This is a genomic window from Anaerococcus lactolyticus ATCC 51172, from assembly GCF_000156575.1.
GTDB classification, from domain to species: domain Bacteria; phylum Bacillota; class Clostridia; order Tissierellales; family Peptoniphilaceae; genus Anaerococcus; species Anaerococcus lactolyticus.
The window spans coordinates 359726-382239 of sequence record NZ_GG666045.1 but is presented as its reverse complement, the minus strand read 5'-3'; the positions used below and the strand labels follow the sequence as shown (position 1 = coordinate 382239).

The window sequence follows — 22514 nt, the reverse complement described above, 5'->3', positions numbered from 1 at the left end:
TTTTTTTGACTAATCTTCTTTATTTTCTTTTAGACTAAATTCTAACAAAACTGGGTTGTGGTCGCTGTTTACGAAGCCTATGGCTTGGCCTTTTACGGATTTTACTTCTACGTTATCTGATACTAAAAATCCGTCTATTATGCATTCGTATGAGTCGTTTGGATCGTATGGTTTGTGGTTTAGTCTTGATGAGTTGGTGTTTTCATCAAATGTAGGTTTGATATTATCGGTTAGGTAGTCATAAGGGAATGGTGATGGGTTCCAGATTCCTTCTGGGACATTTGCTTCATAGCCTTTTCTTAATTCTTGGTTGAAGTCGCCACCTACTATCAAATAATTTCCCTTGTTGTATTCTTCTGTCATGAAGGCTATTATTTGTTTTGTTTGGGCGAGTCTTCCATTTGAACCAGATTCGTAGGCATCAAGGTGGACATTAACTAGGACTAAATATTTATCACTACCTTCTATTGGTAGGTAAGAAGCGTTGAAGCCTCTTTTTAGGTTGGCAAGTCTTACTGGCCACTTATGTGGCACTGGTTGTTGGTATCTGTAGGAAGATTCTATTTCAAATTTTGATTTTGTAAAGATTCCTGAATTCACCTTGCCCATTGGTGGGATTGGGAAAGGAACGAAGCCAACTTTGTAGTTAAATGCAAAGGTTGAAGCTCCGTTAAGTTCTTTATCAAAGTATTCAACTTCATTTATATGGTAGGTCCTTTGCGAATCTGCGTCTACCTCTTGGAGGAAGAGCAAGTCTGGATTAATTGTTTTTATTTCTTTTGAAATACCTGCTAGGGCGTTTTCTACATGGTCTTTGGAAATAGGATTGACCATTTTTCCACCATCCATAAAAAAGTCAGTGTCCTTATCAAGACCACCATAACCAATGTTCCATGTTAAAATCTTGTATGGAGTGTTTTCTTTTATTCTATCTTTTGCTGATCCTGATATTGCGACTTCTTCTATGTCTTTTGGTTTGTATTCTGTAATCATTAAATATCCTAATAGACAAATAAAGGCAAGTACTAATATTAGTATCAAGTAGCCGATAATTTTTATAGTTTTTTTCATAAATACCTCACATTCTTATGATAAGGATATCATTAAAAATGGATAAAGTAAATAGTTTTATAAAAAATTAGAAATAGTAAAATATTATATAAGGAGATAGTATGAAAAAAATACTTTGGGATATAGATGGCACGCTTCTAAATTTTGATTTAGCGGAAACCATAGCTATTAATAATTGCTTTGATATATTTGATTTAGAAAAACCAACTGAAGAAATGATTAGAGCATATAAAAAAATAAACACTAATTATTGGGAAAGACTTGAAAGAAATGAAGTCACAAGAGATGAAGTCCTTTTAGGAAGGTTTAGGGATTTTTTTGATTTATATGGAATTGATAGCAAAAATGTTGAGCATTTTAATTACAACTACCAAATGGAACTTGGAAAAACTTATGTTTTTAATCCCTATGGCAAGGAAATTGTAAACCATCTTGTGGGTAAATATGATCAATATGCAGTCACAAATGGATCTCTTACAGCACAGAGAGGCAAACTTGAGGGGTCAGAATTGAATAAAATTTTTAAGCAATCTTTTATATCAGAGCTTATTGGCTTTGAGAAACCGGATATAAAATTTTTTGATTTTGTTTTTAAAAAGATTGGGTCCTACAAACTTGATGATTATGTAATAATAGGAGATTCTCTCACATCAGATATGCTTGGTGGAGTTAAGGCAAAAATAAAAACAATCTGGTACAACCCAAGAGCAAAAGAAAATCATTTGAATTTGCCTATAGATATAGAGATAAGTTCCTTAGATGAAGTTGAAAATGCTCTTGTAAAAATATTTGAATGATTGCAGAAAACTTGCAAAAACTGTATAATATCTATTGAGTTCTATGCATATTTACATAGAAATAATTTGTGTTAATATGAATTTTCAAACGAGGAGGAGAAATGGATAAGGCGTCGCCCTATCGAAGGTGCAAGAAAATAAGAAACTAGTATAGTGGCGAATTTCTATTTGCCATTATATGGAAATATTCACTTGAATATTTTAATTAAATAGGAGAAATAAATGGCAGAAAGAAATTATAACGTTGATAATCTAAAGCAACTCCAAAAAGAAATCAACAAGATGAACCCTGTTGATATCGCAGATAAGTTGGAGGTATTGCCTGAAAAGTCAGTAGCTATTTGGATTAAACTTTTAAATAAGGATTTGCTAGCAGATACCTTTACTGAACTTAGACCAGACAATAAGGATAGGGTGTTAAAAATCTTATCCGAAGAAAGTATTAAAGACCTTGTCAAAGAGCTTGATGAAGACGAACTTGTAGATACCTTGCAAGAATTGCCTGCAAATATGGTAAAAAAGCTTATGACAAGCCATATTGACAGGGATAGGAGAGAAATTGTAAACGAACTTCTTGGCTATCCAGAAGAATCTGTTGGTTCTATTATGACAGTTAACTTCTTATCTGTGAAGTCAAGCGAGACTCCAGCAGCGGCCATGAAAAAAGTCATGGAAAGCGATCTAGATGCGGAAAAACTTGAACAAATATGGGTTACAAATGATTCTTTAGTCCTAACAGGTTTTGTTTTTATCGCTGACCTTATCAGGAATAAGAAAGCAACTATCGAGTCAATTACCCAACAAATCACTGCAGCTGTAAGCCCTACCGATGACCAAGAAGTAGTAGCAAAGCTTTCTATCAAATATGACCTAGGAGAAGTACCAGTTATTGACTCTGAGGGTAGGCTAATCGGTATAGTACCTGCAGAAGACGTAATTGACGTAGTTCACGAAGAGTTGCAAGAAGACTTTGCTAATATTACAGGTATTTCTGATCAAGGTGAATCATATATTGATGAATCATCATTTACAATTGCAAAAAATAGGACAACATGGTTGGTAATATGTCTAATCACAGCCACAATGACAGGCTTTATTATTCAAAGATATGAAAGTCTTCTCGCTCAGGCAGTGGCCCTTACAGCTTATATACCAATGCTCATGGATTCTGGTGGTAATGCAGGAAGTCAGTCATCAACAACAATTATGACCCAGATGTTCTCTGGAAACTTATCAGCCAAAGATTTTTTTAAGGTGATTTTTAAAGAAATAAGAGTAGGTACCTTGGTATCTTTGGTACTTGTAGCAATCAACTTTTTAAGAATTCTTATTGTTGATAATGTAAACATTGCTGTAAATCTAACTGTTTCCTTAACTTTGTTTTTAACAATAGTAATATCAAACATAATCGGTGGTTTGTTGCCACTATTAGCTGATAAATTACACATAGATCCTACTGTAATGGCAGGTCCACTTATCACAACTATAGTAGATACTGGCGTACTTTTAATTTATTTTGAAGTAGCATCTGTTCTATTAGGCATATAATTATATTCCGCATACTTATTAATGGTGTGCGGTATTTTATTGGGAAAATATTGAAATATAGGGAATTGATAAGGGATTAATTAATAATAATTAGTAGAAGTTAATAATTATTTAATAAAAAATTTGACAAGATAATTTTATTGTCGTATACTTACCTTATCAAAGAAAAGCTATGACATGGAAGAGTAGTTGAGAGATTCTTTTTAGAGAGGTATCGGAAGGTGAAAGATACTAAGATATTTTAACGAAAATCACCATCAAGCTGCCCACCGAAATGTAGGTGTTGTCGGGAGCTCCCGTTACAGAGCTATTCATTAAATGAATTAAGTGCATCATTAGATGAAGAAGAGTGGTACCGCGGATGGTAAAATTATGTATATTACCCTTCGTCTCTTTATCCAAGTGGAGTAAAGAGACGAAGGTTTTTTTATTCCCAAAATTTATAGGAGGAGATTATGAAATTAAGTAAAAAATTAGCAGTTGGAATGTTACTAGCAGGTCTTGTATTTACAGGATGCTCAAATAATGAAGGAAGCAACAAAGAAAGCAAAACAGAAATGGGAGATACAGTTAAACTTGGAAACTCAGCTCCACTAACTGGTCCGCTTTCAATCTACGGAATCACAACCAATAATGGTATAAAACTAGCTATCAAAGAAATAAATGAAGCTGGTGGTATCCTTGGTAAAAAAATCGAGTGGTCAGAATATGATGATAAGGGTGAAATAACTGATGCAGTTACAAATTACAACAAATTAATGGAAGAAAAACCTGGCGCTATCCTTGGTGGTGTACCTTCAAAGCCAGCTCTTGCTATGGCTGAATCTTCTACAAATGATGGAGTTGTTTATATCACACCAACAGGCACCCAAGCTAATATAACAGAGGGTAAGGAAAATGTATTTAGAACTTGCTTTACAGATCCTTTCCAAGGTGAAGTTTTAGCAAACTTCTCAAAAGAAAAATTAAAGGCAAAGAAACTAGCAGTACTTCGTAACCAATCATCAGACTTTTCGATGGGAGTTGCTGATGTATTTGTGAAAAAAGCCAAAGAACTTGGTATGGACGTTGTAGCTGACGAATCTTACGGTGATAGCGATACAGACTTCAAGGCTCAATTAACTAAGGTTAGAAAAGAAGAACCAGATGTATTATTCATCCCAGATTATTACGAAAAAGTAGCCCTAATAGTTCCACAAGTAAGAGATGCTGGTATAAATGCAACTCTAGTGGGAGCAGATGGTTGGGATACAGTTTTATCAGTAATGGATAAATCAAGCTTTGATGCTATAAACAATTCATACTTTACCAACCAATTTACCCTTGAAGATCCAAGTGAAAATGTTCAAAAATTTATAAAAGCATATAAGGAAGCTTACAAAGACGACCCATCAACATTTGCAGCAGAAGGATATGATACAGTTTATCTATATAAACAAGCTGTAGAAGAAGCTAAAAGTTTTGATTGGGATAAGGTAATCGCTGCTCTAAAGAAAGTATCATTTAAAGGTATAACTGGATCATTCACTTACGATGAAAACAACAACCCAGTTAAGACAGCAAAAATGATAAGAATAGAAAATGGTAAGTATGAATTTGACAGTGATGTAGGAGTAAATAAGTAAGATAAAAATTAAGGGGTCTGGCTAAGGTCAGACCCAAGTTAAAATGTGAAGTTTCCTATTAGGAGGAGATATTAATGGATTTTATCAGCCAATTTTTTAATGGCTTACAATTAGGCAGTATCTACGCCCTTGTAGCTCTCGGATATACAATGGTATATGGTATAGCCAAATTAATAAATTTTGCCCATGGTGATATTATCATGGTTGGAGGTTATACTGTATTTTTAGCAATAGGCCTCCCACTTTTTAAGACAGGCCTTCCTCTATGGCTAGCAGTAGTACCTGCTGTTATAGTATGTACACTTCTAGGTGTTTTGATAGAAAGAGTTGCCTACAAACCTTTAAGAAATTCATCAAGGATTTCTTTACTTATAACAACAATTGGTGTTTCATTATTTTTACAAAACCTTTTTGTAAAGATATTTACATCAAACGCCAAACCTCTACCAGCACTTTTCCCACAAAAGTCCTTATCTTTTGGGGATGTTCACCTATCACTAGCAACAGTAATTACAATAATTTCTACAATTATTTTAACTTATCTATTAAATTTATTTGTAAACAAAACCAAGTATGGTAAGGCTATGCTAGCTGTAAGTGAAGATTATGGTGCGGCAGAACTTGTAGGTATCAATGTAAACCAAGTTATGACTATGACCTTTGCTATAGGATCTGCTCTAGCAGGTGTGGCATCTGTTTTATATGTAGCAAGCTATCCACAAATTCAACCTTTTATGGGTTCTATGCTTGGTATTAAGGCATTTACTGCTGCAGTCTTAGGTGGAATTGGTTCGATACCAGGAGCTGTAGTGGGTGGACTTATTCTTGGAATAATTGAAGTTCTAACCAGAGCTTATTTATCAAGTGCCTACGCCGATGCTATTGTTTTTGTTATTTTAATACTAGTGCTATTAATCCAACCAAATGGATTGTTTGGAAAACTAGAGAAAGAAAAGGTGTGATATATGTCTACAAACAAAAAGAAAACTTATCTTATCACAACAGCTTTAGTAATATTATTTTTCGTCATCATCCAAGGACTTATAGGTGGTGGAATAATAAACAGGTACTGGCAAAATATTTTGATATTGATTTGCATCAATATAATAATGTCAACATCCTTAAACTTGACAGTAGGTGTTTTGGGACAAATTAACTTAGGACACGCTGGCTTTATGGCAATTGGAGCCTATGCTGCAGCCTTATTTTTAAAGTCAGGTTTAGTTGGAGGATTTTTAGGATACTTCTTAAGTTTGATCATAGCTGGTGTTGTTGCGACAGTATTCGGAATATTAATAGGTCTACCTGTTTTAAGGCTTACTGGAGATTATCTAGCTATAGTTACCCTTGCTTTTGGTGAAATTATAAGGGTTTTAATCGAAAATCTATCATTTACTGGTGGTGCCCAAGGTCTAGCAGGGATACCTACCACCCATGATTTTGGCAAATATTTCTTGGTAGCAGCCTTTCTAGTTACCATGATTTTTACCTATGCTTCATGCAGACATGGTAGGGCTGTCTTATCTATAAGAGATAATGAACTAGCTGCGGAAAGTTGTGGTATCAATATAACAAAATACAAAACTTTTGCCTTTGCTTTATCAGCCTTATTTGCTGGCGTAGCAGGAGCTTTGTATGCACAAAGCTTTGGAGTTTTAGCAGCAAATATTTTCAATTATAATAAATCTTTTGACTACTTAGTAATGGTAGTATTAGGTGGTATGGGATCAATGACAGGCGCTATATTTTCAACAATTGGACTTACGATTTTGCCAGAGGTATTAAAACCAATGGCAGAGTGGAGAATGGTAATATATGCTGTTATATTAATTGCTGTTATGATTTATAGGCCACAAGGGTTGTTAGGTAGAAAGGAATTTTCCTTAAGAAAGTTATTAAGGCTAGAAAAGTATAAGAAGGGAGATGTTGAAGGTGAATAGTAAGGAAGTAGTAAGTGAAAATGTTCTTGAAATAAATAATCTTGGCATCTCTTTTGGAGGACTTAAGGCAGTAGAGAATGTAAGTTTCAAAATTAAAAAAGGTGAACTTTTAGGATTGATTGGACCAAATGGTGCAGGCAAGACTACACTTTTTAATATGCTTTCAGGTGTATATACACCTACAAGTGGGGAAATTATTCTCGATGGAAAAAAAGTAAATGGAACTTCACCAGACAAATTGTCCAAACTCGGAGTTGCAAGAACTTTTCAAAATATAAGATTATTTGATAACTTAACTGTCCTTGACAATGTAAAACTTGCCATGAACCAATATATGGAATATGGAGTTTTAACTGGTATGTTTAGACTTCCATCTTATTGGAAGGAAGAAAAAGAAGCAACTAAAATGGCAAAAGATATCCTTAGACTATTTGATTTGGAAAAATATTATATGACCCTCGCGGGATCTCTCCCATATGGTGCCCAAAGAAAACTAGAAATAGCTAGGGCTATGGCAACTCGTCCTAAGGTCTTATTGCTAGATGAGCCTGCAGCAGGAATGAATGAGTCTGAAACTCAAGATTTGATGGATTCAATAAGAGTAATAAGAGAAAATACTGGTGTATCAATCTTGCTTATAGAGCATGATATGAACCTTGTTTTAGGTATTACCGATAGACTTATAGTTTTAAATTATGGCGAAATTTTAGCCCAGGGCAATCCAAGAGAAGTTATCTCTAATAAAGAAGTTGTAAGGGCCTACCTTGGAAGCTAGAAAGAGGAAAGAATGAGTATTTTAAGAATAGAGAATTTAAGTGTTTCTTATGGAAACATCAAGGCATTAAAGGGAATTAGCCTTAGGGTTGAGGAAGGCGAGGTAGTTTCTTTAATCGGTGCCAATGGTGCAGGTAAAACTACTACCCTTCAAACCATTTCTGGACTTTTAGCTGTTCAAGAAGGGGATGTATACTTTAATGATAAATCAATAAAGAAGAAAAAGGCTTTTCAAATCACTAGGGAGGGCCTTGCCCAAGTCCCAGAGGGAAGAAGAGTTTTCAAGGGTCTTTCAGTAGAGGACAACCTAAAACTCGGATCAATTTCTGCAGGGCTAAATCCTGATGAACTTAAGGCAGAATTAGAAAAAATTTACAAGCTTTTTCCAGTTCTTAAGGAAAGGAAAAATCAAAAGGCAGGCACACTTTCTGGTGGTGAACAGCAAATGCTAGCTATGGGAAGAGCCCTACTTACAAATCCAAAGGTACTCTTGTTAGATGAACCTTCCATGGGACTTTCGCCTTTATTCGTAGATAAGATTTTTGAGACAATCAGAATTCTAAAAGAAGAAGGCAGAACTATTTTACTTGTTGAACAAAATGCAAATCTAGCTCTTGATATAGCCGACAGAGCCTATGTATTAGAGACTGGAAAAATTGTAAAAGAAGGAAAGGCTTCAGATTTAAAATCTGATCCTGACGTAAAAGCAGCCTACCTTGGCGTATAAAATCCAAAAATAATAAGCCTCTCTTTGCTGGAAAAACCAGAAAGAGGGGCTTATTTTCTTAAAATTCTTTAGCTAATTCATAGAGAGTCTTAACATGGACTCCTGTAGCTCCCTTGCTGTTAATACCTTGTGGAGCTGATAGGTAAGCAGTTCCTGCTATATCTAAGTGTACCCAAGGATAAGCTTCAACGAAGTTTTCTATAAATTGACCAGCAGTTATAGAGCCTGCCTTTGGTCCACCTGAGTTTTTCACATCGCCATTTTCTGATTCATTGTAAGTTTTATAAAACGGATCGTTTGGTAAAAGCCAAATTTTTTCGTCAACTTTTTTACTTGCTCTAAGAACTTTTTTGAAGGCTTCTTCGTTATTTGTGATAGAAGCAGTATAAGTTTCACCAAGTGCGCCAATAGCAGCACCTGTAAGAGTAGCAAGATCAACTATAAGGGCAGGTTTATATTCAGTAGCAGCATAATTTACAGCGTCAGCTAAGGTGATTCTTCCCTCAGCGTCTGTATTATCCACATCTATTGTCATACCATTACGAGCTTTTATAATATCGCCTGGCTTATAAGCCCTGCCTGAAATTAAATTTTCACAAGCAGCAACTATTGCAACGACATTTACTTGTAACTTATTTAGGGCGATTGCTTTCATGGCACCAATAACAGAGCCAGACCCACCCATATCAGAATTCATAGTTTTCATACCATTTGATGTTTTGATTGAATAACCACCAGCATCGTAGGTGAGACCCTTGCCAACAAGAGCGAGTGGCGCCTTATCTTTTTGACCATGGAAATATTCCATAACTATAAACTTAGGTTCCTTATCTGAACCCTTTGCCACTTCATAAAAGGCAGTCAAGCCCATACTTAGAATCTCATCCTTGCCATAAATTGTAACCTTAACCCCAAGATCTGATAAGTTTTCAGATGCTTTTTGAGCTAAAGTTTCTGGATAAATGTCATTTGATCTAAGGTTTACAAGGTCACGAGTTAAAAATTGGCCACATAGAACTTTTTGAAGTTCGTCTACATCAGCTTCAAACTCATTAAAGCTTTCATCTAAATTAACAACTTCAAATAAATTTTCTTTTTTATCTGACTTATAATAATTAAAGTCATATGAAGAAACAATAAGTGCCTCTGCTAAGCTAAGGACAAAATCTTTATCATCAAGACCTGTTGAGTTTTCCTTTATTGAAATCTCTTTTACGTCTTTGTCCTTAAGGAATTTTCCTAAACTGCAAATAGCTTCCTTAAAAATTTCTTTATTAAACTTATCCTCTTCACCAAGACCTAGGATTATTTTCCCATGAAAAGCAAGGACTTCTCCTTTATCACCCTTAAAAAATTCAAGTTCATTTTTATCTTTAAAGGCAAAATTAATTTGGTTTATTTCTTTATATCTATAATTAAATTTCATAATTTCCTCCTTTAAATATCATACAAGATAAAAAATATTATTCACTTATTTATAACATTTACTTACAATAGGATATAATATAGGCAGAGGTACTTATGGGAAATGAAATAATTCTGAAAGATAAGACAAGGATATACTATAAGGAATATGGTTCTGGTGAAGATTTATTTCTTCTTCATGGCAATGATGGAGATATGACTTATTTTGAATATCAAATAGGTTACTTATCAAAGTATTTTCACCTTATATTGATAGATTTTAGAGATCATGGATTTTCTACAAATACAAAGGGGAGACTTAACTTTGACCTTTTGGCAAATGATTTAAATGAAGTTTTTGACCAAATGGGCATAAAAAAAGCTAACCTTTTAGGTTTTTCTGATGGGGCAAACCTCTGTTTGATTTTTAATAAATTATTCCCAGATAAGATTAATAAGATGATTTTAAACGCACCGAATGCTAGGTTTAAGGGTATAACTTTTCCTGCAAAAGTCATAATGATTTTGGAAAATATTTTGTGGTCGATTCTGCCTTTTTTTAAAAGGAATAAGAGAGTAGCCAACCTTTTGTTAACAGACTTAAAAATTGATATAAAAGATTTGAGGAATATTGATAAGGACACTTTAATATTAGTAGGATCTAGAGATTTAATAAGGATATCCCATATTAAAAAAATTGCTAGAAATATTAAAAATTCGAGGCTAGTGATTATTAAAAACCAAGGACATAGGTTGGCAAGGACATCATCTGAGATATTTAATAAGTTGGTATATAAATTTTTGAAAGGAGACTTATGAAAAAAATAAAAGAATATAGGCAGGGAATAATAAATATTTTAATATTATCTATAATATCAATTTCACTTTATTATATAGCCAAATCTGCCTTGGATATATGGGTCAGGGTTTTACTTGGCGTTGCCCTCTTGGGTTTTTTCTTTAAGGTATTCTTGAAGTTCAAGGGATTTTTTATAAAAATTAAGGAAAATTATGGCGAAATTGCAGCAAGACTTTTTAAAGAGGCTATTCAAAAAATAAATTCTGTTTTTATAGGCTTTTATGGCTTGGTCTTTATATTAAGTGCTGATGTTGGTGGATTTTTATCCTATTTTCCATTTAATGAATTTTCTTATGTCACAGTAGGGTTGTTTAGGTCCGTTGCCGAACTAATGACAGGTTTTCTATTTATAGTAGCATCAAGACTTTCTTTTGCAAGACAGAAAAGAATAGAAAAAATTCTTTATTTTTTAATAGGTTTTACTGGAATTTATCTCTATTTGGTAGGTGAGACATTTATATCTCTCATCCCACTAATAATAATGGTATTATTGACATATTTTACAAGGGAAACCCTAGTTAAAGAAAGCTTCATTTATAGTATGGAGGAAGTTTTAATTGATCTTGTCTTTGGTGGTTTTTGGATAATAATTTATTTTAAAAATACATTTAAGACTAGACCTCTTTTAACCATTCCATTAACATATAAATTTATATTTTTTACCCTTACATTCTTTGCCATGGCTCTTGCCTTAAGGATGATTCTCTTGTATATGAAAGGCCATGATGAGTTTTTAGAAAATCCTGACCTAAAGATATATAAGGAATTTTTGAAGGAAAATAATTTAAATTCTTCAACATCCGCAGGTCTGGGGCTACTTGGGGATAAGTATATTTATTATTATAAAAAAGAGGATAAAAGACTCTTGGCCTTCATATATCAAGTAGTAAATAATAAGATAATAGTAATGGGTGAGCCAATTGGCAATAAGGAATTTCTCGAAGAAGGCTTAAATGAATTTATAAAGAAGTGTGAAGTCTTATCCTTAAATCCTATTTTTTATGAAGTGGGCAGGGAATTTACCTTCTTGCTTCACGATTATGGTTACGATTTTATGAAGTTTGGAGAAAATGCCTTTCTAGACCTAGGAGAATTTAGTTTGGCTGGAAGAAAAAAATCTAGTCTGCGTAATATTTTAAATAGGTTTGAAAAAGATGGGTATGAATTTAAAATTGTAACCCCACCCTTTGATGATATAACTTTCGATAGGCTTAAAATCATTTCCGATAAGTGGCTAAAGGGTAGGGAAGAAAAAGGATTTTCCTTAGGATTTTTTGATAGATCCTACTTAAATGATTCTAGTATAGCTTTTGTGCTTGATGAGAACAAAGAAATAACAGCTTTTACGAGTTTGATGCCAAATTATGATGATAAAATAATGACTATAGATCTGATGCGTTATGATACGGATATGAATGTAAATTCCATGATGGATTATTTATTTTTAAACTTGTTTATCTATGCCCAAGAAAATAATTATAAGTATTTTAATTTGGGAATGGCGCCCCTATCTAATGTTGGAATCTATAAATCTGCTTATTTATCAGAAAGAATCGCATCATTTATATTTAAATATGCAGATAGTTTATATCCATTTAAGGGGCTTAGAAATTACAAATCTAAGTATGCAACACACTGGGAAAGCAGGTACACTTGCTTTAGCAAGGGGAATTTCATTATCACATCTATACTCGCGATAATGGCTGCTGATAAGGGAAAAATTGGAGAGAAATAAATTTTTTGTATAAAATAAGTAAGTATAAAATTGCTTAGGTTAGTTTAAGTGGACTATGGGTAAAATATTAAAGAATAAAAGGAGGAAATATGAAAATTATTTGCTACAGCAAGTGCTCAACTTGCAAGGGTGTTTTAAAAACAATGGATGAGAAAAAATTAAAATATGAATTAAGGGATATTAAGGAGGACAACCCAACTAAGGAAGAAATAAAAAAATGGCATGAGGCAACAGACTATGATATTAAAAGATTTTTTAATACATCTGGAATGATCTATAGACAAGAAAATCTAAAAGATAAGCTTGATGGAATGAGCCTTGAGGAAAAATATGAAAAACTTGCCTCAGATGGAATGCTTGTAAAAAGACCTATTCTTTTCTTGGATGATGGGAAAATTTTAGTTGGTCCTGATGTAAAAAAATACGTTGATTCATTATAAGTAATTGCAGATTAACTGATAAAGGTGTATCATATAAAAAACTTTAGGGGTTAGATATGAGAAAAAAATTAACTTTATCAGAAAACTTATTAATTGGCTCCTTACTTTTTGGCTTATTCTTTGGTGCTGGAAACTTAATCTTCCCCTTAGAACTTGGCCAAAGATCTGGAGCCAATATTTCATTAGTAACAATTGGATTTTTGTTATCGGCAGTAAGTCTACCTATCCTTGCTGTTGTTGCAACTGCGGCAAGTGATAGTGAAAGTTTATTTGACCTATCAAAGGCAGCAGGAAGTAAATTTGCTTACTTTTTTACAACACTATTATACTTAACAATAGGTCCTGGCTTTGCCATTCCAAGAACAGCAACTACAACTTATGAAGTAATATTTGAAGGAAACGAGAGTTTTTATAATTCTTTTGGCCTTTTAATATTCTCCTTGGTATTTTTTGCTCTAGTTTTGTATTTTTCAATTAAAAAAGCAAAACTAATTGATACCATTGGTAAGTTTATGACCCCCTTATTTTTAATTTTGTTATCAATTTTATTAATTTCTACAATTTTTAAACCTATGGGACCAGTTGGTATGAATTTGCCAACTCCTAAGTATGGGTCAAATGCTCTCGCAGTTGGATTTGTCGATGGCTATAATACCTTAGATGCACCAGCTGGACTAGCCTTTGCTATTATAATAATTTCTAGTATTAAGGACTTGGGAGTGACAGATAAAAAGTCAATGGCACTTGAAACCTTAAAATCAGGTTTGGTTTGTCTATTTGCTATGTCAATTATTTACACTGGGCTTTCATTTATGGGTGGTGCGTCTGCAAATATCCTAGATGATTTCGAAAATGGTGCGGTAATTTTATCACAAATATCTGAGCATTACTTAGGTAGTCTTGGTCATATACTTTTATCAATAATAGTATTTCTTGCTTGCTTAAAAACAGCGATTGGTCTTGTTTCAGCATGTTCAGAAATGTTTGAAGAGATGTTAAAAAACAAGCTTTCCTATAAGACATATTGTGTAATATTTTCCTTAGTTTCACTATTGATAGCAAACCTTGGATTAAAACAAATTATTACTTTGTCATTGCCAGTATTAATGTTCATTTATCCAATATCGATAGTATTAATAGTTGTTTCTATTATTTCTATTTTTATGGGGAAGAGAAAATTTGTTTACCAGATAAGTCTTGGAGTAACAGCAGCTTTTGCTTTTTTGGATTTCTTAAAAACAACTCCAGACTTTATTAGTAAAGCACCTATGGTAGTTAAGATCTTAGATTTTGCTAACAATAGCCTTCCGGGTTATGAAATAGGTTTTGCTTGGGTTATGCCAGCTGTTATTGCCTTTATCGTAGGTCTATTAATTGATAAGAAGTTTATTAGAAATTGAATTTCTATTAATAAAAAGTATGATGTTATTTGGACTTATGAGAGGTAAATATGAGTGATTTTATACTAAGTGCTACTTCGACTGTTGACATTAGTAGGGAAGAGCTAGAAAAAGAAAATATAAAATGGATTAGTTTTCCTTACCAGATTGATGGTAAAGAGTATATGGATGATTTAGGAAAAACTCTTTCGCTAGATGATTTCTATCAGGCTATGATAGATGGTGCGGTGGCAACAACAAGCCAAATCACCTATGTTAGATATATAAATTATTTTGAAGATTTGCTTAAGGAAGGTAAGGATATCCTCCATATGTGCTTATCATCTGGAATTACAGGTGAGTACCAACAAGCACTGATGGCAAAAAAAGAGTTAGAGACAAAATATCCTGAAAGAAAAATCTTAATTTTAGATAGTTTGACAGCTACTGCTTGCCAAGGTGTTTTGCTTCTTGCTCTAAATGAGCAAAGAAATGAAGGTAAGACTATTGATGAGGTTTATCAATGGGCTACAAAAAATAGAGTTAATGTTAATGCTTTATTTTTTACATCTGACCTTACATATTTAGTCAGGGGTGGAAGATTATCAAAAGCAGCAGGTTCCTTTGGAAATCTTCTAAATATTTGTCCTATTATAGAAGTAAACCTTGAAGGAAAACTTGTTGTAAGGGATAAGATTAGAACAAAGAAAAAGGCTATGAAATCTCTTGCTAAGCAGATTTCTAATAGGTTAATAAAAGATTTTCCATATCTAAATGAGATTTTTATAGTTCATACTCATTCAAAGGAAGATGCTGAAGAATTAAAATCAATTCTAAAAGAACTTTTGCCAGATTATAAAGGCAACATAAGTATCCACGAAATTGGAACTACAGTAGGTGCCCACCTAGGACCAGGTACAGTTGGTGCAGGTTTTTGGGGCGAGGAAAAAACTATATAGGGACAGTCGCTAAAGGCGACTTTCTTTTTTTTATGAGGTAAATTATGAGATTAAGACACAAACCACACGCAATCCCAACCATGCAAGAGAGCCCATACATTATTTTTGATCCAGAAAATCATAAGGGTTCTTGGAAAGACTTATTTAAAAATAACAATGAAATAGAATTAGAGATAGGAGCTGGCAAGGGGGAATTTATTGTAGGTAAGGCAATAAACGAAACTAATAAAAATTTTCTGGCTTTGGAAATGAATACAAACGCCTTCGTAGCTGCCTGTAGAAAGATTGAAGAAAACGAGTTAACAAATGTATATGGGATTGTTGGCAAGGCTGAAGACCTCCTAGATATGTTTAAACAAAATGAGATTTCAAAGCTTTATCTAAATTTTTCTACTCCATGGCCTAAAAAACGCCACAACAAGAGAAGGCTTTCTCACCAAAATTTTCTAAAATTATACCAAGTTATTTGTAAAAATGGAGCAGAGCTAGAGTTAAAAACCGATAACGAAGATTTTTTTGAAGGATCTTTAGCATATTTTCAAGAATTTGGCATGGAAATAATAGAGGTTAATAGAAATCTTGCCGAAGAAAAGTCTATTGTAACAGAATATGAAAGAAAATTTAGAAATAAGAATATGCCGATTTTTTATGTAAAAGCTAAATTTAAATAGACATTTTCAATAAAATAAGGTAAAGTTACCATAAATTAATAAAAAGGGGAGATAAAATGAAAAAAGCTAAGAAATTAATTCTTGGATTGTTTACAGCTGTGATTTTAATTTTTGCTTCATACTTTTTTGGAATGAAAAGTAGTCTTAAAAATTCAGAAACAAAAATTTCATCAGAAATAATTAAAAATCAAATCCTCTCAGTCAAGGAATTAACTACACTTAAGTATAAATACACAAATGTAGGTTCTTTTGAAAATCAAGCTGAATTCTACGGTATAAAATTACCTTTTACCCAAAAGAAATTTATAATATCTTATGATGGAGAGGTTAATGCTGGGATAAACCTAAATGATATTCAGGTCACCTTAAATAAGGAGGATAAAAAAATTAGTATCCAAGTACCTAAAGCAGAAATCCTTAACCATGTAATCGATGAAAATTCATTAACAATTTTTGACGAAAAAAATTCTATATTTAATCAATTGGAAGTGAAGGATTTTTCTGATTTTAGGAAAGATGAAATGAAAAAAGTAGAAAAAAATTTAGAGGAGAAAGGATTCTTGGAGGAAGCAGATAAGAAAACCAAGGAAGCTATAGAAGAAATTTTAAAAATAAATCCTTTATTAGAAGAATATACAATTGAATTTAACTAAAAAAATGCTCTTGGAATATAGATTCTAAGGGCATTTTTATTAGTATTTTTAACTTAATATCTTAAAGTAATAGTTATAATCCAAGATGTGCTACAAATTTTCCTATTGCATAACCAAACTTATAAACTAGAACGAGGGTTATGATAGATGCAAGTATAAAATAAGATGCTGGGTAGTGCTCTTTATATTTTTTTATACGGTCCATAAATTTTCCTCCACTTAAATTTTCTGTTCTTGTATTTAATTGTATATTATTATAAGCCTATATGGACAAAAATAAACTTACATCACAAAGTTAACTTATAGATTAGGCTAACCAAGGGATAGAGGATTATTTGGTGGGTGATGTAAATAAGCATCGAATGTCTTCCGATTTTTGCAAGGAAATTTTCTTTGACGTCAAAGTTGAAAAAGTTTTTCTTATGTAAATATTTCCCCAGAGAAAGTCCAGCCAAAAAGGCGAATAGCCAAGGAATTAATGGAAAGTAGTCATTTGAATAAAAGTCAAATGACGGAAAGCCTATAGGAAATAAATTCATTTGGTAAAGACCATTAAAAAAACTATTTTCCCATAAAAGTCCAGCTGGAATTTTGTAGGAAAATGCAAAGGCTAGTATAAATAACGGCCAAAGCCTAGGGCTAATTGACTTTTGTAATAGGCCAGCAATTATCATTGATAGGCCAAGTCCATTTAAAACTCCCCAGATTATTAGTTGGTCTTTGGCAAAAATATAAGTGATGAAAGTTATTGCAAAACCAATTAGACTTGTAAAAATTCCCCTTTTTATATTATTTCTAGGATTTAAAAAGCTAGAAGTCATCCCCGAAATGAGAAAAAATGATAAAGCAATTGACAGTTGCCAAATCCTATTAAAAACAGTTTCGTTATAAAAATCTAGGGCCCAAAAGTAATTTATATTGTAAAATAAGTGGAAGAGGACCATAGAAATTATGGTAAGGCCTCTAACAGTATCAATTATTTGTATTCTTTTCATAAAATCTCCTCCCTTTATTATAACATATGGTAAAATAAACTTATAAAGTTTCTGGAGGAAATATGAAAAATTTTGACGATTATTTAGATTATCTATATGGGAGGGGATCTTCTGGCGAAGATCACACCCTTAGAAATATAAGAAAAGTTATGGAAGCCTTTGACAATCCTCAAGACAAGATAAAAACTATCCACGTTGCGGGCACAAATGGTAAAGGCTCTACTGCAAAGATGCTTGCAAATGTCCTTTCTAAAAAAGTTAAATGTGGGATTTTCACTTCACCTTATATGGTTAGGATAAATGAGGAAATTTCAATTAATGGTGTAGATATAAGTAATGAAGATTTTTGCAATCTTATGGATAGGATTCGTCCTGTTGCAGAACAATGTGATGAAGAAGGTTACCACATAACTTATTTTGAATTTTTAACAGCCATGGTATATCTTTATTTTTATGAGCAGAAGGTAGATGTTGCTGTGATTGAAGTTGGATTAGGTGGCAGTCTTGATTCTACTAATATTATAAAAAGTCCACTTGCATCTGTGATTTGTTCTATCTCAATGGACCATATGAATGTTTTGGGATCTACTATTGAAGAAATTGCAGCTAATAAGGCAGGAATTATCAAAAAGAACCGACCTGTATTTGTCTATCCACAAACAAGTGAAGAAGCTTTTAGGGTTATAAAAGAGAAATCAATTGCCGAGCAAGCTCAACTTTTCACCTTCAAAAAAGATGAAATAAATATAAAAGATTTTTCTGATTTTGGAAATACTTTTGATTTTAAGTCGTACAAGGATTTACAAACAAGTCTTAGGGGTGAGCATCAAATCTATAATGCAAGCCTTGCCCTTATGGTTTTAGATTATTTCAAAAAAGACTTCAACCTCAGCGAAGATGATATCAAAGAGGGGATAAGAGAAACCTACAATCCAGGTAGAGTTGACTTGGTTTCTACAAATCCACGAGTGCTCTTAGATGGTTCCCATAATAAAGAATCAATTGACGCCTTATTAGCTAGTCTTAAAAAGTTTGATTATGACAAGTTAATAGTAGGTTTTTCAATCCTAAAAGATAAGGACCATAAAGATATTATAAGAAAGATTGCAGGTCTTGCTGATGAACTTATCATAACCCATATTGATGACAATCCAAGGGCGCTTGATACACAAATAATAGACGAAGAAGCAAAAGCTTATGCCTCAGACATTCATGTAATTGAAAATAACAAGCAAGCCTTTGAATTTTCTTTAAAAGAAGCCAAGGATAAAGACTTAGTTCTTTGGTGTGGGTCCTTGTACCTTATCGGAAAAATTTTATCCTATATGGAAAAATAAGAAATCATATTATAAAAAATCGCCCATGCTAAAGGACGATTTTTTATTTGTTTAAATATTTTATTCTTGTGAAAAATTCAGAAGGCAAGGCTTTTTTATTATTTCTCTTTTTGGTTGCTAGGATGTATAAATTATCCCTAGCCCTGGTCATAGCTACATAAAAAACCCTTCTTTCTTCTTCTAAGTTTTTTATTGGATCTTTTTCGTAGTCGATTATAGGAAATTCATTTTTATTTAAATCGACCACGAAGACCTTATCATACTCGAGTCCCTTAGACCTGTGGATAGTTTGAAGGATGATGCTAGACTTGTTAATCATTTTAATTTTTTTCTTAAGGCTCAAAACTTTCTTATCAAAATCTTCTATTGTTTCAAGGTCCTGGGTGAAATTTATCAGACTTTCAATAAATAAATCCTTGTTAATAACTTCTTCTGCAAACTTATTTGCCTTTAGGGAGGCGTATTCTTTATAGCCCATATATTTGTAAATGTAGGAAATTTTCCTCGATAGGGGAAGGTTTCTTAAGTGCTTTAGCTTTTTTTCTATGTCATATAGAGAATTTTTTCTATCATAGTCTATAAAGTTATAAAAAAAATCAAAGACATCTTGGTTAAGAGGCTTGGTATTTAGTTTTTCAATCTCCGTCTTTTTGATAAATGTTTTTATCTTATAATAAATATTTTCAAAGGCGCTTACGTTATTAAAATCCTCAGAAAATTTGATTATATCGAATATATCATCTATAATTTGAGATTTGAAGAAATCTAGGAAATCATCATTTATAGAAAAATCAATCCCATCTTCAAGTAAGAAACTGACAAGGTTTATAGCTGAGATATTATTCCTAAATAAAATTGCGTTGGTTTTGTCGTTATCAATATTTTTTCTTATAAAATTGTATTGATCATAGGAATCGTGTAGGGTTTTAATAATAATTTTATCCCCCATATCTTTTTTGCTAATGATTTCTTTCTCATAGCGAAATTTATTTTCTTTAATAAAATTTCCTGCAAGAGTCGAAATATTTTTGCTTGACCTATGATTTTCGTTCATGATTATGATTTCAGCCCTAGGATAATAGGCCGTAAAATTTAAAAGATACTCAGGATCAGCCGCTCTAAAAGAGTAAATTGACTGGTCATCATCTGCAACAACCATAAAATTATTATTTAGGTTTACAATTTCTTTTAGAATCTTAAATTGCAATAGGGAAGTGTCTTGGCCTTCATCTAGCTGAAAATATTCATACTTTTGATGGATGGATTTTAGGAGCCTCGGGTTTTCTTCCAGAAGCTTGAGAGCTAGGATTTGCATATCATCAAAATCTATGTAGTTATTTATTTTCTTGAAATTTTCATAGGTTTGGTAGACTTTCTCAATATTTTTTATCCTAACTTTTTTTAAATATGACTCATCAAGCATAGCGTTTTTCATGTAAGATGTTTCTGTGAAAAAATTCAAAATATCTTCTCGAGATGGCTTTTTATTATTAATATCCTGGTATATACGTTTAACTAAGTCGTATTTATTGTAGGTATCAGTTGATTCTAATAATCTTAACTCTCTATGAAATTTTTTTAGGTAATTTCTAATAATAAGGTAGCAAAAAGCATGAATGGTCATGATATTTGTATCGTCACCTGTGTAACGGTTATTCATATCTATAGCTTGGGTTCTAGAAAAAGTTAGGGTTAATATTTTATTTGGAGAAGTAATTTTACTTAAAATTTTTACTCTTTCTAGAAGCATTGTAGTCTTGCCCGCGCCTGGAACTGCAAGGACTAGACAGGGTCCATCTATAAAATTTGCTGCCCTATTTTGTATGTCAGTTAGCTTCATATTAATATGATACCATATATTTTTTTGAAAAATATGATAAAATAGAATGTAGGTATAGTATAATAGAAGCAGTAGAATATAAATATGGGGGAATATATGCTTACAACACAATTTTTAAAGTCTAGAACTTCAACAAGAGATTTCAAGGATGTGGATCTTAAAAAAGCCGATTTAGAAAAGCTTGAAAATATAATTGATTCTGAAATTATAAAGCTTGGTAAGGATGACCTTGCTTTTATAGTTCAAACTGATGGAGAAGCAGTTTATAAGGCTCTCGATGGCAAGGCTGGATACAAAGGAATAATGATAAAAGCTCCAGCTTATCTTGCTTTAAACACTTTAAATGACGACCCAGCAAGCTTAGTTAAGGGAGCTTATGGAGTAGAAGAAATAATAACAGAGCTTGACAAAATGGGCATCGGAAACTGCTGGATTACAGTAGGAGATGTAGGAGAAGACATTAAAGAATCTGTATTTAATTATGAAAAAGGAGAAGTTAATTTACTTCTAGCTATAGGCTATCCTGTAGATACAACTGTTAGAGAACATCAGTTTGATGACAGAAAGGGTATTGGTGAATTTGTATTTATTGATGATCTAGGAAATAAAGCAACAAATGAAGATCTTGAACAAAGAGGACTAGATGAGATTTTCGCTTATGCAAGATTTGCACCATCAGCCTATAATGCTCAACCATGGAGATTTCTCCTTGTTGATGACTTAATCAAACTATACATTGAAGATTATAAGGGAAATGCAAACCTACTTGATGCAGGTATTATTATGTACTACATCGACAAATTAGGTGAAAGTATTTCTATGGGGTCAAATTGGGAAATTAAACCAGAACTTAATGACGACAAATATGTCTATATAGCTAGTAAACAACTATAAGATGAAGGGCGCCAAGGCGTCCTTTTTAGGAGAGTGTAATATTGATTAGAATTTATAACGAAACTTATTTTGAAAAAATGAGAAAGGCAGCTGAGATTTTATGTCAAACTCACCTTGCCTTAAGGGAAGTAATAAGACCAGGTCTAACAACAAATGATTTGGATAAATTTGCTAATAAATTTATCGTAGACCATAAAAAGGCAATACCAGCACAATTAGGGTATCAGGGTTTTCCATTTACTCTTTGCACATCAGTAAATGATGAGATTTGCCACGGCTATCCAACAAATAAACCTCTTAAAGAAGGAGACATTTTATCAATTGATAATGTTGTCAACTTAGATGGAGGCTTAGCTGATTCTTGTTGGACTTATACCATAGGCGAGATGAGTGAAACTGATCAAAAGCTTGTAGATGTAAACCTAGAAGCCTTAAATAGGGCAATAAAAGTTGCTGTGCCAGGAAATAGGATTGGTGATATTGGTGCTGCCATTCAAGAATGTGTAGAAGATGAAAATGGATTTTCTGTTATACGTGACTTTATTGGTCATGGTATCGGCAAAGAAATGCATGAAGACCCACAAGTACCACACTACGGCAAGGCTGGTAGAGGACCAAGGATCGAAGTAGGAATGGTCTTTACCATTGAGCCAATGATAGCTATAGGCGATTGGCGTATGAAACTTGATAGTAATGGCTGGACTGCAAGGACTGTTGATGGCTCAAAAGTTAGTCAATTTGAACACCAACTAATAATTCACAAGGATGGTCCTGAAGTTATAACAGACCAATCAAAATATAAATTAACAGAGTCTGACCTCGAATTTATAAAGAATTATAAGTTTTAAAAAAATCTACCCAACTGG

Annotated in this window: 22 protein-coding genes and 1 other annotated feature; of the genes, 17 read left to right on the top strand and 5 right to left on the bottom strand. The window is 32.8% G+C overall.

From position 1 onward, the window contains the following. Positions 1-9: 9 nt before the first annotated feature. A complete protein-coding gene (locus HMPREF0072_RS04405; RefSeq protein WP_004827667.1) occupies positions 10-1071 on the bottom strand; it encodes an endonuclease/exonuclease/phosphatase family protein in 1062 nt (353 codons plus the stop codon). Between the two features lie 101 nt (positions 1072-1172). Here HMPREF0072_RS04405 and HMPREF0072_RS04400 point away from each other — a divergent pair, with 101 nt between their 5' ends. The 7 genes from HMPREF0072_RS04400 (at position 1173) to HMPREF0072_RS04370 (ending at position 8482) form a co-directional block, all read left to right on the top strand. Further along, positions 1173-1868, top strand: a complete 696-nt coding sequence (locus HMPREF0072_RS04400) for an HAD-IA family hydrolase (protein WP_004827665.1) — start codon at positions 1173-1175, stop codon at positions 1866-1868. A 222-nt stretch (positions 1869-2090) separates the two neighbouring features. Then, complete coding sequence (gene mgtE, locus HMPREF0072_RS04395) at positions 2091-3416, top strand: magnesium transporter (RefSeq protein WP_004827662.1); 1326 nt, start codon at positions 2091-2093, stop codon at positions 3414-3416. A gap of 163 nt (positions 3417-3579) precedes the next feature. Then, positions 3580-3813: a binding site (T-box leader), on the top strand. Between the two features lie 58 nt (positions 3814-3871). Continuing rightward, complete coding sequence (locus HMPREF0072_RS04390) at positions 3872-5041, top strand: ABC transporter substrate-binding protein (protein WP_004827661.1); 1170 nt, start codon at positions 3872-3874, stop codon at positions 5039-5041. Positions 5042-5115: 74 nt separating this feature from the next. Beyond that, positions 5116-6003: a branched-chain amino acid ABC transporter permease gene (locus tag HMPREF0072_RS04385; protein WP_004827658.1), complete on the top strand. Its 888-nt coding sequence runs from the start codon at positions 5116-5118 to the stop codon at positions 6001-6003. A 3-nt stretch (positions 6004-6006) separates the two neighbouring features. Further along, the gene (locus tag HMPREF0072_RS04380; RefSeq protein ID WP_004827657.1) at positions 6007-6981 is read left to right on the top strand and encodes a branched-chain amino acid ABC transporter permease; all 975 of its coding nucleotides are present in this window, start codon (positions 6007-6009) and stop codon (positions 6979-6981) included. After that, complete coding sequence (locus tag HMPREF0072_RS04375; protein ID WP_004827654.1) at positions 6965-7756, top strand: ABC transporter ATP-binding protein; 792 nt, start codon at positions 6965-6967, stop codon at positions 7754-7756. Before HMPREF0072_RS04380 ends, HMPREF0072_RS04375 begins: the two co-directional genes overlap by 17 nt. A gap of 12 nt (positions 7757-7768) precedes the next feature. After that, complete coding sequence (locus HMPREF0072_RS04370) at positions 7769-8482, top strand: ABC transporter ATP-binding protein (protein ID WP_004827652.1); 714 nt, start codon at positions 7769-7771, stop codon at positions 8480-8482. Between the two features lie 58 nt (positions 8483-8540). Here the strand turns inward: HMPREF0072_RS04370 and HMPREF0072_RS04365 are convergent, their stop codons facing one another. Beyond that, a complete protein-coding gene (locus tag HMPREF0072_RS04365; protein ID WP_004827649.1) occupies positions 8541-9908 on the bottom strand; it encodes a leucyl aminopeptidase in 1368 nt (455 codons plus the stop codon). 95 nt (positions 9909-10003) lie between these two features. Here HMPREF0072_RS04365 and HMPREF0072_RS04360 point away from each other — a divergent pair, with 95 nt between their 5' ends. From HMPREF0072_RS04360 to HMPREF0072_RS04330, 7 genes are all read left to right on the top strand, one after another. Further along, positions 10004-10705 (top strand): alpha/beta fold hydrolase, encoded by a 702-nt coding sequence (locus HMPREF0072_RS04360; protein WP_004827647.1) that lies wholly within the window; start codon positions 10004-10006, stop codon positions 10703-10705. Beyond that, positions 10702-12480: a phosphatidylglycerol lysyltransferase domain-containing protein gene (locus tag HMPREF0072_RS04355; RefSeq protein ID WP_004827645.1), complete on the top strand. Its 1779-nt coding sequence runs from the start codon at positions 10702-10704 to the stop codon at positions 12478-12480. The genes HMPREF0072_RS04360 and HMPREF0072_RS04355 overlap by 4 nt, the downstream gene beginning before the upstream one ends. An 89-nt stretch (positions 12481-12569) precedes the next feature. Beyond that, positions 12570-12920: a Spx/MgsR family RNA polymerase-binding regulatory protein gene (locus HMPREF0072_RS04350; RefSeq protein ID WP_004827644.1), complete on the top strand. Its 351-nt coding sequence runs from the start codon at positions 12570-12572 to the stop codon at positions 12918-12920. Between the two features lie 56 nt (positions 12921-12976). After that, positions 12977-14320, top strand: a complete 1344-nt coding sequence (gene brnQ / locus HMPREF0072_RS04345; protein ID WP_004827641.1) for a branched-chain amino acid transport system II carrier protein — start codon at positions 12977-12979, stop codon at positions 14318-14320. A gap of 50 nt (positions 14321-14370) precedes the next feature. After that, positions 14371-15258 carry a DegV family protein gene (locus HMPREF0072_RS04340; protein ID WP_004827640.1) on the top strand — a complete coding sequence of 296 codons (888 nt, stop codon included), beginning with the start codon at positions 14371-14373 and terminating at the stop codon, positions 15256-15258. Positions 15259-15302: 44 nt separating this feature from the next. Next, positions 15303-15929 carry a tRNA (guanosine(46)-N7)-methyltransferase TrmB gene (gene trmB, locus HMPREF0072_RS04335; RefSeq protein ID WP_004827638.1) on the top strand — a complete coding sequence of 209 codons (627 nt, stop codon included), beginning with the start codon at positions 15303-15305 and terminating at the stop codon, positions 15927-15929. A 56-nt stretch (positions 15930-15985) separates the two neighbouring features. Next, positions 15986-16582, top strand: coding sequence for a DUF4230 domain-containing protein (locus HMPREF0072_RS04330; protein WP_004827636.1), 597 nt, complete (start codon positions 15986-15988; stop codon positions 16580-16582). A 73-nt stretch (positions 16583-16655) separates the two neighbouring features. Here HMPREF0072_RS04330 and HMPREF0072_RS11975 read toward each other — a convergent pair whose 3' ends face one another. Together HMPREF0072_RS11975 and HMPREF0072_RS04325 are read right to left on the bottom strand one after the other, a co-directional pair. Next, positions 16656-16787, bottom strand: a complete 132-nt coding sequence (locus HMPREF0072_RS11975; RefSeq protein ID WP_004827634.1) for a hypothetical protein — start codon at positions 16785-16787, stop codon at positions 16656-16658. Positions 16788-16869: 82 nt separating this feature from the next. Beyond that, the gene (locus tag HMPREF0072_RS04325; protein ID WP_004827632.1) at positions 16870-17577 is read right to left on the bottom strand and encodes a heparan-alpha-glucosaminide N-acetyltransferase; all 708 of its coding nucleotides are present in this window, start codon (positions 17575-17577) and stop codon (positions 16870-16872) included. 62 nt (positions 17578-17639) lie between these two features. Between HMPREF0072_RS04325 and HMPREF0072_RS04320 the strand changes: the two genes are divergently transcribed. Next, positions 17640-18914, top strand: coding sequence for a bifunctional folylpolyglutamate synthase/dihydrofolate synthase (locus HMPREF0072_RS04320; RefSeq protein ID WP_004827630.1), 1275 nt, complete (start codon positions 17640-17642; stop codon positions 18912-18914). A gap of 43 nt (positions 18915-18957) precedes the next feature. Here HMPREF0072_RS04320 and HMPREF0072_RS04315 read toward each other — a convergent pair whose 3' ends face one another. Then, the gene (locus HMPREF0072_RS04315; RefSeq protein WP_004827627.1) at positions 18958-20754 is read right to left on the bottom strand and encodes an ATP-dependent helicase; all 1797 of its coding nucleotides are present in this window, start codon (positions 20752-20754) and stop codon (positions 18958-18960) included. Between the two features lie 96 nt (positions 20755-20850). Here HMPREF0072_RS04315 and HMPREF0072_RS04310 point away from each other — a divergent pair, with 96 nt between their 5' ends. Together HMPREF0072_RS04310 and map are read left to right on the top strand one after the other, a co-directional pair. Then, complete coding sequence (locus tag HMPREF0072_RS04310; RefSeq protein ID WP_039931105.1) at positions 20851-21648, top strand: nitroreductase family protein; 798 nt, start codon at positions 20851-20853, stop codon at positions 21646-21648. Between the two features lie 41 nt (positions 21649-21689). Next, positions 21690-22496, top strand: coding sequence for a type I methionyl aminopeptidase (map, locus tag HMPREF0072_RS04305; protein WP_004827623.1), 807 nt, complete (start codon positions 21690-21692; stop codon positions 22494-22496). Positions 22497-22514 lie beyond the last annotated feature (18 nt).

What these genes read in the sequence shown, in the direction of transcription:
- HMPREF0072_RS04405 (WP_004827667.1), bottom strand. Translation starts at nt 1,071, where the DNA reads ATGAAAAAAACTATAAAAATTATCGGCTACTTGATACTAATATTAGTA.
- HMPREF0072_RS04400 (WP_004827665.1), top strand. Translation starts at nt 1,173, where the DNA reads ATGAAAAAAATACTTTGGGATATAGATGGCACGCTTCTAAATTTTGAT.
- mgtE (WP_004827662.1), top strand. Translation starts at nt 2,091, where the DNA reads ATGGCAGAAAGAAATTATAACGTTGATAATCTAAAGCAACTCCAAAAA.
- HMPREF0072_RS04390 (WP_004827661.1), top strand. Translation starts at nt 3,872, where the DNA reads ATGAAATTAAGTAAAAAATTAGCAGTTGGAATGTTACTAGCAGGTCTT.
- HMPREF0072_RS04385 (WP_004827658.1), top strand. Translation starts at nt 5,116, where the DNA reads ATGGATTTTATCAGCCAATTTTTTAATGGCTTACAATTAGGCAGTATC.
- HMPREF0072_RS04380 (WP_004827657.1), top strand. Translation starts at nt 6,007, where the DNA reads ATGTCTACAAACAAAAAGAAAACTTATCTTATCACAACAGCTTTAGTA.
- HMPREF0072_RS04375 (WP_004827654.1), top strand. Translation starts at nt 6,965, where the DNA reads ATGTTGAAGGTGAATAGTAAGGAAGTAGTAAGTGAAAATGTTCTTGAA.
- HMPREF0072_RS04370 (WP_004827652.1), top strand. Translation starts at nt 7,769, where the DNA reads ATGAGTATTTTAAGAATAGAGAATTTAAGTGTTTCTTATGGAAACATC.
- HMPREF0072_RS04365 (WP_004827649.1), bottom strand. Translation starts at nt 9,908, where the DNA reads ATGAAATTTAATTATAGATATAAAGAAATAAACCAAATTAATTTTGCC.
- HMPREF0072_RS04360 (WP_004827647.1), top strand. Translation starts at nt 10,004, where the DNA reads ATGGGAAATGAAATAATTCTGAAAGATAAGACAAGGATATACTATAAG.
- HMPREF0072_RS04355 (WP_004827645.1), top strand. Translation starts at nt 10,702, where the DNA reads ATGAAAAAAATAAAAGAATATAGGCAGGGAATAATAAATATTTTAATA.
- HMPREF0072_RS04350 (WP_004827644.1), top strand. Translation starts at nt 12,570, where the DNA reads ATGAAAATTATTTGCTACAGCAAGTGCTCAACTTGCAAGGGTGTTTTA.
- brnQ (WP_004827641.1), top strand. Translation starts at nt 12,977, where the DNA reads ATGAGAAAAAAATTAACTTTATCAGAAAACTTATTAATTGGCTCCTTA.
- HMPREF0072_RS04340 (WP_004827640.1), top strand. Translation starts at nt 14,371, where the DNA reads ATGAGTGATTTTATACTAAGTGCTACTTCGACTGTTGACATTAGTAGG.
- trmB (WP_004827638.1), top strand. Translation starts at nt 15,303, where the DNA reads ATGAGATTAAGACACAAACCACACGCAATCCCAACCATGCAAGAGAGC.
- HMPREF0072_RS04330 (WP_004827636.1), top strand. Translation starts at nt 15,986, where the DNA reads ATGAAAAAAGCTAAGAAATTAATTCTTGGATTGTTTACAGCTGTGATT.
- HMPREF0072_RS11975 (WP_004827634.1), bottom strand. Translation starts at nt 16,787, where the DNA reads ATGGACCGTATAAAAAAATATAAAGAGCACTACCCAGCATCTTATTTT.
- HMPREF0072_RS04325 (WP_004827632.1), bottom strand. Translation starts at nt 17,577, where the DNA reads ATGAAAAGAATACAAATAATTGATACTGTTAGAGGCCTTACCATAATT.
- HMPREF0072_RS04320 (WP_004827630.1), top strand. Translation starts at nt 17,640, where the DNA reads ATGAAAAATTTTGACGATTATTTAGATTATCTATATGGGAGGGGATCT.
- HMPREF0072_RS04315 (WP_004827627.1), bottom strand. Translation starts at nt 20,754, where the DNA reads ATGAAGCTAACTGACATACAAAATAGGGCAGCAAATTTTATAGATGGA.
- HMPREF0072_RS04310 (WP_039931105.1), top strand. Translation starts at nt 20,851, where the DNA reads ATGCTTACAACACAATTTTTAAAGTCTAGAACTTCAACAAGAGATTTC.